This window comes from Mesorhizobium sp. CO1-1-11 (assembly GCF_020164995.1).
Classification (GTDB): Bacteria; Pseudomonadota; Alphaproteobacteria; order Rhizobiales; family Rhizobiaceae; genus Mesorhizobium; species Mesorhizobium australicum.
In genome coordinates this window covers 20,461-36,836 of record NZ_JAIUHE010000016.1, presented here as the reverse complement: position 1 = coordinate 36,836, position 16,376 = coordinate 20,461, and the positions used below count along the sequence as shown (strand labels likewise).

General features: G+C 64.4%; 14 protein-coding genes. 7 read left to right on the top strand and 7 right to left on the bottom strand.

What is annotated here, in order from left to right:
• Positions 1–94: 94 nt before the first annotated feature.
• Positions 95–1,129, bottom strand: coding sequence for an aldo/keto reductase (locus LB554_RS19530; RefSeq protein WP_224586321.1), 1,035 nt, complete (start codon positions 1,127–1,129; stop codon positions 95–97).
• A 56-nt stretch (positions 1,130–1,185) separates the two neighbouring features.
• Positions 1,186–2,367 carry an MFS transporter gene (locus tag LB554_RS19525; RefSeq protein WP_224586319.1) on the bottom strand — a complete coding sequence of 394 codons (1,182 nt, stop codon included), beginning with the start codon at positions 2,365–2,367 and terminating at the stop codon, positions 1,186–1,188.
• Positions 2,368–2,488: 121 nt separating this feature from the next.
• Here LB554_RS19525 and LB554_RS19520 point away from each other — a divergent pair, with 121 nt between their 5' ends.
• Positions 2,489–3,394, top strand: a complete 906-nt coding sequence (locus tag LB554_RS19520; RefSeq protein ID WP_140616571.1) for a LysR family transcriptional regulator — start codon at positions 2,489–2,491, stop codon at positions 3,392–3,394.
• A gap of 60 nt (positions 3,395–3,454) precedes the next feature.
• Here LB554_RS19520 and LB554_RS19515 read toward each other — a convergent pair whose 3' ends face one another.
• Both LB554_RS19515 and LB554_RS19510 read right to left on the bottom strand, forming a co-directional pair.
• A complete protein-coding gene (locus LB554_RS19515; RefSeq protein ID WP_224586317.1) occupies positions 3,455–4,504 on the bottom strand; it encodes an aldo/keto reductase in 1,050 nt (349 codons plus the stop codon).
• Positions 4,505–4,630: 126 nt separating this feature from the next.
• Positions 4,631–5,293 (bottom strand): YggS family pyridoxal phosphate-dependent enzyme, encoded by a 663-nt coding sequence (locus tag LB554_RS19510; RefSeq protein ID WP_224586315.1) that lies wholly within the window; start codon positions 5,291–5,293, stop codon positions 4,631–4,633.
• 153 nt (positions 5,294–5,446) lie between these two features.
• Between LB554_RS19510 and leuS the strand changes: the two genes are divergently transcribed.
• The 3 genes from leuS (at position 5,447) to LB554_RS19495 (ending at position 11,391) form a co-directional block, all read left to right on the top strand.
• The gene (leuS, locus tag LB554_RS19505; protein ID WP_224586314.1) at positions 5,447–8,071 is read left to right on the top strand and encodes a leucine--tRNA ligase; all 2,625 of its coding nucleotides are present in this window, start codon (positions 5,447–5,449) and stop codon (positions 8,069–8,071) included.
• The gene (locus LB554_RS19500) at positions 8,058–8,636 is read left to right on the top strand and encodes an LPS assembly lipoprotein LptE (protein WP_015315162.1); all 579 of its coding nucleotides are present in this window, start codon (positions 8,058–8,060) and stop codon (positions 8,634–8,636) included. The genes leuS and LB554_RS19500 overlap by 14 nt, the downstream gene beginning before the upstream one ends.
• 274 nt (positions 8,637–8,910) lie before the next feature.
• Complete coding sequence (locus tag LB554_RS19495) at positions 8,911–11,391, top strand: DNA translocase FtsK (protein WP_224586311.1); 2,481 nt, start codon at positions 8,911–8,913, stop codon at positions 11,389–11,391.
• 59 nt (positions 11,392–11,450) lie between these two features.
• Here LB554_RS19495 and fsa read toward each other — a convergent pair whose 3' ends face one another.
• Positions 11,451–12,107: a fructose-6-phosphate aldolase gene (fsa, locus tag LB554_RS19490; protein ID WP_015315164.1), complete on the bottom strand. Its 657-nt coding sequence runs from the start codon at positions 12,105–12,107 to the stop codon at positions 11,451–11,453.
• Between the two features lie 90 nt (positions 12,108–12,197).
• Between fsa and LB554_RS19485 the strand changes: the two genes are divergently transcribed.
• Positions 12,198–14,381, top strand: a complete 2,184-nt coding sequence (locus tag LB554_RS19485) for a primosomal protein N' (protein WP_224586309.1) — start codon at positions 12,198–12,200, stop codon at positions 14,379–14,381.
• Positions 14,382–14,398: 17 nt separating this feature from the next.
• On the opposite strand, the gene LB554_RS19480 is transcribed toward LB554_RS19485, so the two are convergent.
• Positions 14,399–14,851, bottom strand: a complete 453-nt coding sequence (locus tag LB554_RS19480; protein ID WP_015315166.1) for a type II toxin-antitoxin system VapC family toxin — start codon at positions 14,849–14,851, stop codon at positions 14,399–14,401.
• Positions 14,848–15,090, bottom strand: coding sequence for a type II toxin-antitoxin system Phd/YefM family antitoxin (locus LB554_RS19475; protein ID WP_015315167.1), 243 nt, complete (start codon positions 15,088–15,090; stop codon positions 14,848–14,850). The genes LB554_RS19480 and LB554_RS19475 overlap by 4 nt, the downstream gene beginning before the upstream one ends.
• A gap of 66 nt (positions 15,091–15,156) precedes the next feature.
• On the opposite strand from LB554_RS19475, the gene LB554_RS19470 reads away from it, so the two are divergent.
• Both LB554_RS19470 and LB554_RS19465 read left to right on the top strand, forming a co-directional pair.
• Positions 15,157–15,852 (top strand): aspartate/glutamate racemase family protein, encoded by a 696-nt coding sequence (locus tag LB554_RS19470; RefSeq protein ID WP_224586307.1) that lies wholly within the window; start codon positions 15,157–15,159, stop codon positions 15,850–15,852.
• Positions 15,853–15,949: 97 nt separating this feature from the next.
• Positions 15,950–16,345, top strand: a complete 396-nt coding sequence (locus tag LB554_RS19465; protein WP_127275645.1) for a DUF4345 family protein — start codon at positions 15,950–15,952, stop codon at positions 16,343–16,345.
• Positions 16,346–16,376: the final 31 nt, after the last annotated feature.

Genomic DNA, 16,376 nt, shown 5'->3' with positions numbered 1-16,376 from the left:
TCTAGTCAACGCCGCGTTCCTTCACACCCCTCTCTGTCCTGCCGGACATCTCCCCCGCAAGGGGGGAGATTGGCAGCTTCAACGCCAGCGCGGCTCAAACCGCCGGCGGGTTCAGCCGGGCGAAGCCCTCCTGGCGGCGATAGGGGAAGTACGGGTAGGGCGCGGTGACTTCGCTTGCGGCATCGAGTTTCTTCACCTGCTCCGGCGTTAGCGTCCAGCCGACGGCGCCGAGGTTCTGGCGCAGCTGCTCTTCATTGCGGGCGCCGATGATGACGGAGGAAACGGTCGGGCGCTGCAGCAGCCAGTTGATGGCGATCTGCGGCACGGTCTTGCCGGTTTCCTGCGCCACCGCGTCGAGCTCATCCATGACCCGGTAGAGATGCTCATCCTCGACCGGCGGACCGAAATCAGCCGTCTCGTGCAGCCGGCTCTTTTCCGGCAGGGGCTGGCCACGGCGGATCTTGCCGGTCAGGCGGCCCCAGCCGAGCGGGCTCCACACCAGCGCGCCGACGCCCTGGTCGAGGCCGAGCGGCATCAGCTCCCATTCGTAGTCGCGGCCGAGCAGCGAATAGTAGACCTGATGCGCGGCATAGCGGGGATAGCCGTGCTTCTCCGCCAAGCCGAGCGACTTCATCACTTGCCAGCCGGAGAAGTTGGAGGCGCCGACATAGCGCAGCTTGCCCGAGCCAACGAGGTCATCCAGCGTCGACAGCACCTCATCGATCGGCGTGCCGGCATCGAAGGCGTGCAGTTGTAGAAGGTCGATATAGTCGGTGCCGAGGCGCTTCAGCGCGGCGTCGACCGACTTGATCAACCGCGAGCGCGAGGAGCCGTAGTCGCCCGGCCCGTCGCCCATCGGCAGCGCTGTCTTGGTCGAGATTAGTACCGCATCGCGACGGCCCTTGATCGCTTCGCCGAGCACCTCCTCCGAGGCGCCGTTCGAATAGACGTCCGCCGTGTCGAACAGGTTGACGCCGGCCTCGAGACAGATGTCGATCAGCCGCCGCGCTTCCTGCGCATCGCTGTTGCCCCAGGCGCCGAACAGCGGGCCGGAGCCACCGAACGTGCCCGCGCCGAATGAAAGCGCCGGGACTTTCAGGCCCGATGCGCCGAGACGTCGATAGTCCATTTTCTTGCTCCTGGTGGTTTGTGAAGAGGTCGAGAGGATTCGGGTGTCGGCTGGCGTCACGACCGGACGGAGACAGGCGCACCTGATGTGGTGCCACCATCAAGGCGGAGCGCCAGTCCGGCCACGGCGAGCGCCGCGAGCGGCAGCAGGGCGGCGACCCAGGTGAGCGAACCCAGTCCAAGGCCATAGGCGATGACCGCGCCGCCAAGCCAGGCGCCGGCCGCATTGCCGAGATTGAAGGCGGCGATGTTGAACGATGAGGCCAGGCTCTGGCCGGCGCCTTGTGCCTTTTCCAGCACCCACATCTGCAGCGGCGCCACTGTCGCGAAGGCAGCGGCGCCGAGCAGGCCGACATAGATCACGGCCATGACCTGGCTGTGGATGGCGAAGCTCATCGTGGCAAGCACCAGCGCCAGCACCATGAGGCTGCCGAGCACCGCCGGCACCAGCCAGCGATCGGCGACCTTGCCGCCGGCGAGATTGCCGGCGATGAGACCGCCGCCAAAGACGAGCAAGATCGGCGATACAGCGGCTTCGCTGAAGCCACTGATCTCGGTGAGCAACGGAGCGATGTAGGTGAAGACGGCGAAGACGCCGGCATAGCCAAGCACCGTGGTGGCGAGGCCGAGCAGGACAGGCGTGCGGCGCAGCACGGCGAGATCGGCGCGCAGATCGCTCTTCTCGGGCGCTGCCTGGCCGCGCGGCACCAGGGCCAGGATGACGGCGAAGGCCGCGAGGCCGACGGCGGTCACCGCCCAGAAGGTCGCACGCCAGCCAAAGGCCTGGCCGAGCCAGGTGCCGAAGGGCACGCCTAGGATGTTGGCGATGGTCAGGCCGGTGAACATCAGCGCGATCGCCGAAGCCTTCCTGTTGGGCGCGACCAGACCAGTGGCGACGACCGAGCCGACGCCAAAGAAGGTGCCGTGGGCGAAGGCGGTGATGATGCGGGCACCCATCAGCGTCCAGTAATCGGGCGCCAGCGCACAGGCGAGGTTGCCAATCGTGAAGATCGCCATCAGCGCCAGCAGCACGGTTTTGCGCGGCCAGTTGCCCGTGGCAATGGTCAACAAGGGTGCACCGATGACGACACCGAGCGCATAGGCAGAGATCAATTGGCCGGCGGCGGAGATCGACACGCCGAGGTCTTTGCTGACATCGATAAGCAGGCCCATGATGACGAATTCGGTAACACCGATGCCAAATGCACCGGCGGCGAGGGCATAAAGAGCAAGAGGCATGGCGATGGTCCCATCTGTCGGCGAAGGACGCTCAGTCCGCGCCCCGGCCCTGAAGATCATGATCCGCGATGTTGTGAACCAGACTTGCCCAAGGCATACTTCTTGTGAAATAGATTCACAGATGGCCAGGCCCGACATCAACCGTTCCGGCGAGATCGAAGTCTTCGTGCGCGTCGTCGAGGCGGGTAGTTTTTCGGCCGCGGCGCGGCGGCTGCGGATGACGCCATCGGCGGTGAGCAAGCTGATAGCACGGCTCGAAACCCGGCTTGGGGCGCGGCTTGTCAGCCGCTCGACGCGCAAGCTCCAGCTCACGCCGGAAGGGACGGCGTTCTACGACAGCGGCGTGCGCGTGCTCGCCGACATGGATAAGGCCGAGCGTGAAGCGGCGGCAGGAGCCGCGCCGCGCGGCAGGCTGAGAGTTAACAGCTACGTGCCGTTCGGCCAACACCGGCTGATGGAACTGCTGCCGCGCTTTCTGGAGCGCTATCCCGAAATTTTCGTCGAGGCTGTGCTGACCGACAGCGTGATCGACCTGCTGGAAGAGCGGGCCGATGTCGCGATCCGCGCCGGGCCGCTGCGCGAATCGAGGCTGGTGGCGCGCAAGCTCGGTCAAAGCCGAATGGTGGTGGTCGCGGCACCTTCCTATCTCGAAGCACATGGCACGCCGCGCACGCTGTCCGATCTCGGGCGTCACAACATGCTCGCCTTCAGTTTCGCGCGGCATATCGACGGCTGGCCTTTTATCGATACGGCAGGCGCGCCGGTGATCACCCCGGTTGTCGGAAACCTGGCATTGACCGATGGCGAGGCGATGCGCCAAACGACCGTCGCCGGGGCCGGCATCGCCCGACTGGCGCGCTGGCATGTCGAACCCGACATTGCCGCCGGCCGGCTGGTGCCGCTGCTGGAAGATTTCAACCCCGGCGACGAAGAGCCGACGCATGCCGTCTATGTCGGCCAGGGCAAACACCTGCCGGCACGTGTGCGGGCCTTTCTCGACTTTCTTGCCGAGACCGTTCGGCTGTAATCAACGCCGCGCGTCGATGAGACGCGCGGCGTTGAAGGACCGACTTGCCAGCGGTACGCGCTATGCCTTCGGCACGAAAGGCCCCGGACGACGGCCGGCGCCCTGGCGTTCGACCATCCAGCCGGGATATTCGGCGGGTAGTGCGCTCACTTCGTCAAGCCTGGCGAGATCGTCGGCATCGAGCTTGAGGCTGGTGGCGGCAAGGTTCTGCTCGAGCTGGTCCATGCGGCTGGCGCCGATGATCACGCTCATCACGAAAGGCTTGGCCAGGACATAGCCGAGCGCCACGGTCGCGACGCCGACATCATGCTTCTCGGCGACCTCCCGCATGACGGCGACCGCCGCCCAGGCGCGGTCCTCGTTGACCGGCGGGAAGTTGAAGGACGCGCGGCGGCCCTCGCCGTTGCCCGGCGCGCCGGGCCCGTATTTGCCGGACAGCAGCCCGCCAGCCATCGGCGACCACACCATCAGGCCGAGCTTCTCCTCGTTGATCAGCGGCACGATCTCGCGTTCGAGGTCGCGACCGGCGATCGAATAATAGGACTGGATGGTTTCGAAGCGGGCAAACCCCTTGCGGTCGGCGATGCCGAGCGCCTTGGCGATGCGCCAAGCCTGCCAGTTGGAGACACCGACATAGCGGACCTTGCCGCTGGAGACGAGATCATCAAGTGCCCGCAGCGTCTCGTCGATCGGCGTCACCGCATCGGTGCCGTGCAACTGATAGAGATCGATATGGTCGAGCTGCAGCCGCTCCAAGCTGGCGTCGACCGAATCCATGATATGGCCGCGCGAGGAGCCGCGCTGGTTTGGTCCCTCACCCATGGCGCCGTGGACCTTGGTGGCGATGACCACGTTTGACCCGGCAACACCGAGATCCCTAAGCGACTGACCAAGCAGGCGTTCGGACTCGCCGACGGAATAGACGTCGGCCGTGTCGAAGAAGTTGACGCCGGCGGCGATCGAGCGGCCGACGATCTCGTTGACGCCCTTCTGGTCGAGGCTGGCGATCAGGCCCCATTGGGCGTTCTGGCCGGCGGCGCCGAAGGTCATGGTGCCGAGGCAAAGTTCGGAGACGAATAGCCCCGTGTTTCCAAGCTGATTGTAACGCATCGTGAGACTCCAGGAGGATGTGCGGTGACATCAAGTAAATAGGAACGAAACGTTTCGTTTCAAGCGCTGGTATAATGGTGCTTGTGGATTAGCCCAGCGATATGCGCAGCAAGCTGGAAATTCGGACTACCGGCTTCCAAAAATCGCCGAACCGACCCTGACGCTGGTGGCGCCAAAGGCGATCGCGGTCTCGTAGTCGCCGGACATGCCCATCGACAGTTTGGCGACCCCGGCTTCCTTGCCGAGTTTCTCCAACAAGGCGAAGTGGGGGCCGGGGTTCTCGTCCGCCGGCGGGATGCACATCAGGCCTTCGATGCCGAGGCCGTGCACTTCCCGGCAGCGTCTGACGAAGGCGACCGCCTCGCTCGGTTCGATCCCGGCTTTCTGCGGTTCGGAACCGGTGTTCACCTGGACATAGAGTTTTGGCGCGCGGCCTTGCCGGACAATTTCCTTGGCGAGCTCCGCGGCGATCTTGTCGCGGTCGACCGTCTCGATGACCTCGAACAGCGCTACCGCTTCCCTCGCCTTGTTCGACTGCAGCGGACCGATCAGGTGCAGTTCGATGTCGGGGAAAGCTTCCTTCAGGCCAGGCCATTTGCCTTGCGCTTCCTGCACGCGGTTTTCGCCGAAGACGCGCTGGCCGGCCTCGATGACCGGGCCTATGTCGGCGGCGTCGAAGGTCTTGGAGACTGCCACCAGCGTCACCGCGCCGGCTTTACGGCCGGCCTCCCGCTCGGCGGCGGCGATCTTCGCCTTGACCGCGAAAAACTGCTGAACGGTGTCGCCCATATGCAAATCCCGCTGTTTTGACCCGCGTTTTTGTCAGCCGCGATGCCCATATGGTTGACGGGTTTGCCAAACCATGGTGAACACCCGGACCACATTTTATGAACTGCCGGGCTCTTGCTCGCAGTCCGTATGCTTTTAAGTGAAAAACGTCCCATGGCAACCGAACGATATAACCCGCGCGCGTCAGAACCCAAATGGCAGAAGGCCTGGGCCGAGAAGAAGCTTTTCGAAGCGCACAATGACGATCCGCGTCCGAAATACTACGTGCTGGAAATGTTCCCCTATCCGTCGGGGCGCATCCATATCGGCCATACCCGCAATTACACGATGGGCGACGTGGTGGCCCGCTACAAGCGCGCCAAGGGTTTCAACGTGCTGCATCCGATGGGCTGGGATGCCTTCGGCATGCCGGCTGAGAACGCCGCGATGCAGAACAAGGTGCATCCCAAGGAATGGACCTACCAGAACATCGCCGCCATGCGCGAGCAGCTCAAGGTAATGGGCCTGTCGCTGGACTGGGCGCGCGAATTCGCCACCTGCGACGTCGATTACTACCACCGCCAGCAGATGCTGTTCCTCGACTTCGTCGAGAAGGGGCTGGTGACGCGCAAATCCTCCAAGGTCAACTGGGATCCGGAGGACATGACGGTGCTCGCCAACGAGCAGGTCATCGACGGGCGCGGCTGGCGCTCCGGCGCGCTGGTTGAACAGCGCGAGCTGACGCAATGGTTCTTCAAGATCACCGACTTTGCCCAGGATTTGTTGGATTCATTGGACGGTCTCGACGAGTGGCCCGAAAAAGTGAAGCTGATGCAGCAGAACTGGATCGGCCGTTCGGAAGGCCTGCTGATTCGCTGGCCGCTGGCCTCGGAAATCGCCGGCGAGCATGAGCTGGAAGTCTACACGACAAGGCCGGACACCATTTTCGGCGCCTCCTTCATGGCAATCGCCGCCGATCATCCGCTGGCCAAGAAGGCCGCGGCGACCAATCCGGCCCTGGCGAAGTTCATCGACGAAGTGCGCCATATGGGCACTTCGGTGGCGGCGCTCGAGACGGCCGAGAAGAAGGGCTTCGACACCGGCATCCGCGTCGTCCATCCCTTCGACGACAGCTGGACGCTGCCTGTCTACGTCGCCAATTTCGTGCTGATGGAGTACGGCACCGGCGCCATCTTCGGCTGTCCGGCGCATGACCAGCGCGACCTCGACTTCGCCAACAAATACGGCCTGCCGGTGGTGCCTGTGGTGATGCCTGATGGCGCCGATGCCAAGACGTTCCAGATCGTCGACGAGGCCTATGTCGACGAAGGCGCGATGATCAATTCGCGGTTCCTCGACGGCATGGCGCCGGACAGCGCTTTCGACGAAGTCGCCGGGCTGCTGGAGCAAAAGACCATCGGCAACCGGCCAATGGCCGAGCGCAAGGTGAATTTCCGCCTGCGCGACTGGGGCATTTCGCGCCAGCGCTACTGGGGCTGCCCGATCCCGATGATCCATTGCGAGGATTGCGGTGTGGTGCCGGTGCCGAAGGCCGATCTGCCGGTCAAGCTGCCCGACGATGTCGATTTCGACCGGCCAGGCAATCCGCTCGACCGTCACTCGACCTGGCGGCATGTGAAGTGCCCGCAATGCGGCAAGGACGCGCGGCGCGAAACCGACACGATGGACACGTTCGTCGATTCGTCCTGGTATTTCGCCCGCTTCACCGCGCCCTGGGCGCATGAGCCGACCGATCCCAAGGCAGCGAACGAGTGGCTGGCGGTCGACCAATATATCGGCGGCATCGAGCATGCGATCCTGCATCTGCTCTATTCGCGCTTCTTCACCCGCGCCATGCGCGAGACCGGCCATGTTGCCCTGGCCGAGCCGTTCAAGGGCCTGTTCACGCAAGGCATGGTGGTTCACGAAACCTACCGTGTCGGCTCGGCGTCGAATGGGCGCTGGCTGGCGCCCACCGAGGTTCGTCTGGATGACGTCGACGGCAAGCGCCGCGCCATCGACGTCGCCACCGGCGAGGCGGTCACCATCGGCCCGCTCGAGAAGATGTCGAAGTCGAAGAAGAACACGGTGAGCCCGGAAGACATCACCGATGGCTACGGCGCCGACACGGCGCGCTGGTTCATGCTGTCGGATTCGCCGCCCGAGCGCGATGTCGAGTGGACCGACGACGGTGCCGCCGGCGCGCATCGCTTCATGCAGCGCATCTGGCGGTTGGTGTCGACGGCGGCCGAGACGCTGGCAGGGGTTGCGCCCGAGGCGGCCAATGATGGCGAGGCCGGGGCGGTTTCCAAGGCCGCGCACAAGATCCTGAAGGCGGTTGGCGAAGACATCGAGAAGCTCGCCTTCAACCGCGCCATTGCTCGCATCTATGAACTTGCCAACGCGTTGACAGCCCCGCTCAACGAAGTGGCGGAAGGCAAGGCCGCTCCGGCGCTGAAAAGCGCCTGCCGCGAGGCGGTTGAGATCATGGTGCATCTGATCGCGCCCGTGATGCCGCATCTGGCTGAAGAGTGCTGGGAGACGCTGGGCGGCATCGATCTGGTGGCCGAACGGCCGTGGCCGGTCTTCGATCCGGCACTGGTCGTCGACAACGAAGTCACCTATCCGGTGCAGGTCAACGGCAAGAAGCGGGGGGATTTGACAATTGCCCGCGACGCGGACCAAGGTGCGGTCGAAAAAGCGGTCTTGGCTCTCGACTTCGTGCAGAAAGCACTTGAAGGTAAGGCTCCGCGCAAGGTGATCATCGTGCCGCAGAGGATCGTCAATGTCGTTGCCTGATCGGGAAAAGACAGAGCTGGGCCGTCTACTGCGCCGCATCGCGCTTGCCGGCCTCGTCGGCTCGCTGGCGCTCATTTCGGCCTGCCAGGTGCGGCCGCTCTATTCGAGCGCGCCGTTGTCGACGGGCTCGACCGCCAATGCCGAGATGGCATCGATCGCCGTCAAGCCGGTCCGGACGCGCTATGCCCAGCAGGTGCGTAACAATCTGATCTTCGGGTTCGGGCGCGGCGCAGGCGAGCCCGCCTCGCCGCTTTATTCCCTCGACCTCGGCGTGAGCGAAGGCGTTGAATCCTCGGCGCTGGTACAGAATGGAACCGATCAGGACGAGCCGACCGCCGGTTCGGTGACGTTGACCGCGGGCTACACGCTGACCGATGTGAAAACCGGCGCGGTGATCGCCGTCGGCAAGCGGGCGATCACCTCGTCCTTCGACAGGCCGCGTCAGGAGTTTGCCTCCTACCGGGCGCAGATCGACGCCGAGAACCGCGCCGCGCGCGAACTGGCTGAAGCCCTGCAGCTGTCGATCGCCCAGGATCTGGCCCGGCACGGCAAGGCGGCCAGCTAGCGCGTTCGCCGTCTCAAAGAGGGCCGAACGCCCTCTTTCATTCTCGATGTCCCGATCCTGTGTCCGGGCGACGGAAACGCGCCGGCAGCTGGGCTTTTGGCGCCATGTGAATGCTGTCCGCGGGTTTTTCCCGTGACCAAGGTTCGCCCCGCTTTCCAGCCCAGCGTTTCGCCGCGAAAGATGCGTCTCGATCGCTCCAGCGACGCTGACGGGAAGCAACTGTTAACCACTCGCTCCCTATTGCTCGGCAGTCGTTTCACAGTGAGTCTTGAGCATGGAAGCCAGGCGTTTTTCTCGGATCAATTCGTTGCACACAGCTGCGCCCGATGACCCCCAAGGAGAGCGTTCCGGCGGCCCGCGCGGCAAGGTCGATGTCCGCCAGTCCGGCGCTTCTTTCCCGCAGGGTGGCGACACCGAAAGCCCGGCCTGGCAAGAGTATTTTTTCCTTGCACCCAATGTGCGTTTTACACGCACGCCGGACTATGAGCCAAAGCACCGCCAACCGCAGGACGACGTTGCCGAGCAGGACGCACGGCAGGCGCTCCCGACGCAGGAGGTCGGTCCTGGGGCCGTCATGCATCGCGGACCGGCACCGGCCGCGGCCGGGCCCGCTCAGCCGGCGCGTAGCGGGGAGACGGCGCAAGGCGTTGCGCCGGCGGCTCTAAAGGTGCCAGCAACGGCACGGGCGGCCACGCGCCCGGCGCCCGTTGTGGGGAATGGCGCGCCGGTCAGAGCAGCCCCCGCTGAAAAAGCGCGGCGGCCCTATCTTTCGGATCACGCCTTCTTCGAGGGCCTGGCGCCGCTTCTAGTCGACGTGACGCCCGCCCGCCAAGTCAGCCCGGTCCCGCGTGCACCGGTCCCGGCTCCGCCGGTTGCCACCGCGCGGGCCGATGTCTCCGGACCGGCGGTGGCCGATGTCACCGCCTTGTTCCGTGTCATCGAATGCCTTCCTGGCCAGGTTCCACCTGCCCTGCCGGACGTCTTTCCGGCCAACTCCAACAAGGTGGTGATCGAGCCGGCCGTCCCGGCGGGCAGAGCCGCCCGGCTCGGTCGGACAACGGCCGCGACGGCGCCTGCCGCAGCCAGCGCCGCCCCGGCGCCACTTTTGCAACGCGTGGAGGAAACCGTTCCCGCCGTGCGTTCGCCGTCGCTGCCCATGGCCGGAAAGGTTGTGCAGCCGGTGACGGGCGAAGGCTACGCGCTTCCCTCGGAGGAGCTGCTGCAGCAGCCGCCGGAAGGACAGGGCTTCTACATGTCGCAGGAGCGGCTCGAGCAGAATGCCGATCTCCTGGAAAGCGTGCTGGAGGATTTCGGCGTGCGCGGCGAGATCATCCATGTTCGCCCCGGCCCGGTCGTTACCCTCTATGAGTTCGAGCCGGCCCCGGGCGTCAAATCCTCCCGCGTGATTGGTCTTGCCGACGATATCGCCCGCTCCATGTCGGCGGTCTCGGCGCGCGTCGCCGTGGTGCCCGGCCGCAACGTCATCGGCATCGAGCTGCCGAACGAGACACGCGAGACCGTCTATTTCCGTGAACTGATCGAATCGCAGGGCTTCCGCAAGACCAGCTGCAAGCTGGCGCTTTGCCTTGGCAAGACGATCGGCGGCGAACCTGTCATCGCCGAGCTGGCGAAAATGCCGCATCTGCTCGTCGCCGGCACCACCGGATCCGGCAAGTCGGTCGCCATCAACACCATGATTCTGTCGCTGCTCTACCGGTTGAAGCCGGAAGAATGCCGGCTGATCATGGTCGACCCGAAGATGCTCGAGCTGTCAGTTTATGACGGTATCCCGCACCTTCTGACGCCCGTCGTCACCGATCCCAAGAAGGCGGTTACCGCGCTCAAATGGGCGGTGCGCGAGATGGAAGACCGCTATCGCAAGATGGCGCGGCTCGGCGTGCGCAACATCGACGGCTACAATGAGCGCGCCGCCACTGCCCGCGACAAGGGCGAGACGGTCGTCATGACCGTGCAGGCCGGCTTCGAGAAGGGCACCGGCGAGCCGCTGTTCGAACAGCAGGAGATCGACCTCGCGCCGATGCCCTACATCGTCGTCATCGTCGACGAGATGGCCGACCTGATGATGGTCGCCGGCAAGGAGATCGAAGGCGCCATCCAGCGCCTGGCGCAGATGGCGCGCGCCGCCGGGATCCACCTGATCATGGCAACGCAGCGGCCTTCCGTCGACGTCATCACCGGCACGATCAAGGCCAACTTCCCGACCCGCATCTCCTTCCAGGTCACCTCCAAGATCGACAGCCGCACCATTTTGGGCGAGCAGGGTGCCGAGCAGCTGCTCGGCCAGGGCGACATGCTGCACATGATGGGCGGCGGGCGCATCGCCCGCGTGCACGGCCCCTTTGTGTCCGACGCCGAGGTCGAGCATGTCGTGGCGCATTTGAAGGCGCAGGGCCGCCCCGAATATCTGGAGACCGTAACGGCCGACGAGGATGAAGAGGAAGAGGAAGACGACCAGGGAGCGGTCTTCGACAAGGGAGCTGTTGCCGCCGAGGACGGCGATTCCAGCTATGACGAGGCGGTCAAGGTGGTGTTGCGCGACAAGAAATGTTCGACGTCCTACATCCAGCGCCGCCTTGGCATCGGCTACAACCGCGCCGCTTCACTGGTCGAGCGGATGGAGAAGGAGGGTCTGGTCGGCGCACCGAACCATGTCGGCAAGCGCGAGATCATGGCGGGCAAGCGCCCACCGGTAACCATCCCTGGGGATGACGGCACGGATCGATCGGCCTCTTGATCCGCAACGCATAAAAAGGCCGGTTGCCCGGCCTTTTTTCGTATCGGGCATAAGCTCGCTCAGCCGATTTTCTGGCCGGTCTTTGCCCAGTCGGCGAGGAAGGCGGCAAGGCCCTTGTCGGTCAGCGGGTGATTGACCAGAGCCTTCAGGGTCGCGGGTGGCGCGGTGACGATATCGGCGCCGATGAGCGCCGCCTGCTTCACGTGGTTCACTGTGCGCACGGAGGCGGTCAGGATCTCGGTCTGGAAATCGTAATTGTCGTAGATCTGACGGATCTCCTGGATCACTTCCATGCCGTCAGAGCCGGTATCGTCGATGCGGCCGACGAAGGGCGAGATGAAGGAGGCGCCTGCCTTGGCGGCGAGCAGCGCCTGGTTGGCCGAGAAGCACAAGGTGACGTTGACCATGCGGTTCATCTCGGTGCGGATCGTCTTGCAGGCCTTCAATCCGTCCAGCGTCAACGGCACCTTGATGGCGACATTCGGCGCGATCTTGGCCAGCACCTCGGCCTCGGCCATCATCTGCTTGTATTCGGTCGCCACGACTTCCGCGGAAACCGGGCCTTCGACGATGTCGCAGATCTGCTTGGTGACCTCGGCGATTTTGCCGCCCGATTTCAGGATCAGCGACGGGTTGGTGGTGACGCCGTCGAGCAAACCCAGATCGATCAGTTCACGGATTTCCTTGATATCGGCTGTGTCGGCAAAAAATTTCATGGCGGTCTCCTGACGATTTCGTGGTGCCTGCCAAGGCACGTTCAGCGTTGCCCTTTGATCTAGAGCAAAGTCGGGGCAAGGTCACGCCTCATGATCGAAGATTCGCCCTTTGCCGCAGCCGCACCGGTGCTGGTGCCGATGCCGGCTGAACGCCCCTACACCTATGCCGTGCCGGCCGGCATGCGGGTGGTGCCGGGCTCGATCGTGCGCGTGCCGCTCGGGCCGCGCCAGGTCGCCGGCATCGTCTGGGACGGCGTGGTCGAGCAGGTCGATGCCAGGAAATTGCGCCCGATCGAACAGGTTTTCGACTGTCCGCCGATCGATCGCGCCATGCGCCGCTTCGTCGACTGGGTGGCGCAATACACGCTGTCGGCTCCGGGCATGGTGGCGCGAATGCTGCTGCGTGCGCCGGAAGCTTTCGATCCCGAACCCTGGATCGAAGGACTGCAGCGGACGCTCGTCATGCCCGATCGGATGACAGATGCGAGGACGCGGGTGCTGGAGACGGCCGAAGGAGGGCTGGCCTGGACGCGCTCGGGGCTGGCGCATGCCGCCGGCGTGTCGTCGACGGTGATCGAGGGGCTGAAAGCGCAAGGCGTGTTCGAAACGGTGATGATCCCGCCGCGCCCGGTGGTGGCCGCACCCGACCCAAGCTATGCCGTGCCGGACCTGATGCCGGACCAGAACGACGCCGCGTCGATGCTGCGCGCCAATGTCGTGGCCGGTGCGTTCAATGTCGCGCTGCTCGACGGCGTCACCGGGTCCGGCAAGACGGAGGTCTATTTCGAGGCGGTGGCGGCCGCGCTCGATCAGGGAAAACAGGTGCTGATCCTGCTGCCGGAAATCGCGCTGACGCATGCTTTCCTCGAACGCTTCCAGCAGCGCTTCGGCGCCAAGCCGGGGGAATGGCATTCCGATCTGCCGCCCAGGATGCGCGAAAAAGTCTGGCGGCAAGTGGCGGAAGGGGGCGTGCGTGTCGTCGCCGGCGCACGCTCGGCGCTGTTCCTGCCGTTCAAGGAACTTGGCCTGATCGTCGTCGACGAGGAGCACGACCCGGCCTACAAGCAGGAAGACCGCGTCTTCTACAATGCGCGCGACATGGCTGTCGTGCGCGGGCATATTGGCGGCTTTCCGGTGGTGCTGGCGTCGGCGACGCCGTCGGTCGAAAGCCGGGTCAACGCAAGCCAGGGCCGCTACGCCAGGGCTGTTCTTTCCGCCCGCTTCGCCGAGGCGGCACTTCCCGATCTCAAGTCGATCGACATGCGCCGCGCGCCGCCGGCCCGTGGCGGCTTCCTGTCGCCGGTGCTGATCGACCATATGCGCAAGACGCTGGAGAAGCAGGAACAGTCGCTGCTGTTCCTCAACCGGCGCGGCTATGCGCCGCTGACGCTGTGCCGGGTCTGCGGCCATCGCTTCGGTTGCCCGGTGTGCTCGGCCTGGCTGGTCGAGCACCGCTTTCGCGGCCAGTTGGTGTGTCATCATTGCGGTCACAATGAGCGCCGTCCGGAAGCCTGCCCCGAATGCGGCACGCTCGACCACCTGGTCGCTTGCGGGCCGGGGGTCGAGCGCATCGCCGAAGAGGTCGTCACGCATTTCCCGGACGCGCGTACCATCGTGCTGTCGTCGGATATAATGGGGGGTGTACGACGGTTGCGGCTGGAACTGGAGGCTATCGCCAACGGCGAGGCCGATATCGTCATCGGCACGCAACTGGTCGCCAAGGGTCACAATTTCCCGAACATGACGCTGGTCGGCGTCGTCGATGCCGATCTGGGCCTTGCCAATGGCGATCCGCGCGCCGCCGAGCGCACCTTCCAGCTGCTCAGCCAGGTGACCGGCCGTGCCGGCCGCACCGGCAAGAAGAGCCTTGGCCTGCTGCAGACCTTCCAGCCCGACCATCCGGTGATGCGGGCGATCGTCTCCGGCAATGCCGAGTCTTTCTACCAGCGCGAGATTTCAGAGCGCGAACGCGCTGCCTTGCCGCCCTTCGGCCGGCTGGCAGGCGTCATCGTCAGCGCGGTGACGCGGGCGGAAGCGGAAGGCCATGCACGCGGCCTGCGCCGCTCCGCACCGGAGGCGCCGGATCTGTTCGTGCTCGGGCCGGCGGAAGCGCCATTATCGTTGCTCGGCGGTCGCCACCGCTTCCGCCTGCTGATCCAGGGCGAACGGCGCGCCGACATGCAGAGCTTCATCCGCGCCATGCTGGCCAACGGGCCGAAACAGCGCGGCTCGGTTCGGGTGCAGGTGGACGTCGACCCGCAGAGCTTTTTGTAAGCTCGCTGAACATCTCGTTAGGCGCCGAGTTCGGCCTCAAACGGATTCAGACTTGCGACCTTCAGAGCGTCGAAATGGCGGTTGTTCGCGGTAAGGATCGTCAAATCGTGCACAAGCGCGGTAGCAGCGATCAGGATATCGGGAAGACCTGGGTTGCGCCCAAGAGCAATCGCCATATCTTCCATTTCTCCCGCCCGTCTGGCGATGGCGGAGCCTACCGGCAGGAGCCGTTCATCAAATTCATCCAGCAGACTGTCCAGCCAGCGCTCCAGTCGTTCCGCTCGCTGAGTGCCCCCGGCACGCCTCAACTTGGCAACGCCCTTCTGGACTTCAGCCGCTGCTATAGCCGGAATATACCAAGTGTGGCGCCGCCCCGTATGCGACAGCCAAGTCTGGAAAGCGGGCGGAAGTGCAGCACGATCGGGAGCGAACACCGACAACACTGACGTGTCGAGAAGATATCCGTTCAAAAATCAAAATCCCTGAGGATCGATTGATCTCTTTCAAGCTCGATGCCGCCCGGATATTTGAGAAGGAAGTCGATGAAGGCGTCGTTACGATCCGGGTAGAGCTTGCGGGCCTCTTCGATCGGTACAACCGCCGCGGCAGGTTTGCCATGCTTTGTGATGATTGTAGGCTCGCCGTTTTCGGCAGCTTCCACGAGCGCGGAGAAACTTGCTTTGGCCTCTCGTACCTGCATTGTCTTCATGGCCGAGCTCCTTGTGGTCTCATGGGGTCATAATATAGAAATCGTACGGGAAAGGAACAGCCCGTCATGAAAACCCTCGGCCTGCTCGGCGGTATGAGCTGGGAATCGACCGCCATCTACTACCGCCTGCTCAACGAGATCGTGCGCGAGCGGCTGGGCGGTCTACATTCGGCGAAGCTGCTGCTCTGGTCGTTCGATTTCGCCGAGATCGCCGAACGGCAGCATGATGGCGACTGGGACGGTGCCGGTGCGCTGCTGATCGATGCCGCACACAAACTTGAGGCCGGCGGTGCGGAGGGCCTGCTTCTGTGCACCAACACCATGCACAGACTGGCCGACCAGGTGCAGGCGGCTGTGTCGATCCCGCTGATCCATATCGCCGACGCCACCGCGGCCACGGTCAGGCAGGCCGGCCTGCGGCGGCCGGCGCTGCTGGCAACGCGGTTCACCATGGAGCAGGACTTCTACAAGGGCCGGCTTGCCGACAAATATGGCCTGTCGCCAGTGGTGCCGGATTCGGCCGGGCGCGACATGGTGCATCGCGTCATCTACGAGGAACTCTGTCAGGGCATCGTCACCGAAGCCTCGAAGGCGGCCTATGTCGCCGAGGCAAACCGCTTGCGCCGCGACGAAGCCGCCGACAGCCTGATCATGGGCTGCACCGAGATCACCATGCTCATCGGCCAGGATGATTTCGACATCCCGATTTTCGACACGACGCGCATCCATGCCGGGGCGGCGGTGGAATTCGCACTCGGTTGATGCGCGTCTCCTAAAGTGGCTGAAGCCATCTGGCGCCGGTTCTTTCCTTCGCTAGAATGTCGGCGATTTTTCAAAACAGGCAATTCGAGGGGACACGATGGATTTTGCGCTTCCATGGCCGACGAGCCAGGGCGAATGGCTGGCCTGGTCGAGCGCGGTCTTCACCGTGCTGCTCGGTCTTCTGTTTTTCCTGGCGCCGGGGCTGGCGTTCCGTATCCTGCGCCTGCAGGCGAAACCCGAGAAGGCGGCGGCGATCGCCGAGGGGCGCGGCCGCATGTCGGGCTTCTATCTCGGAGTCGGCCTGTGCTGCATCCTGCTCGCGCAGCCCCTGGTCTACATGGCTCTCGGATTTTCTTGGCTGTTCACCGCATTCGGCCGGCTGCTGTCGATGATGTCGGATGGCGCCAATACACCTTTCAATTGGGTTTCCATTGTGGTGGAATTGGCACTCGCGGCCTTGCCGCTCGCCTTTGCCTTCGGCTTTGTGCCCTGAATCCTGGGGTATTCAGGCGCGCAGGACGCTG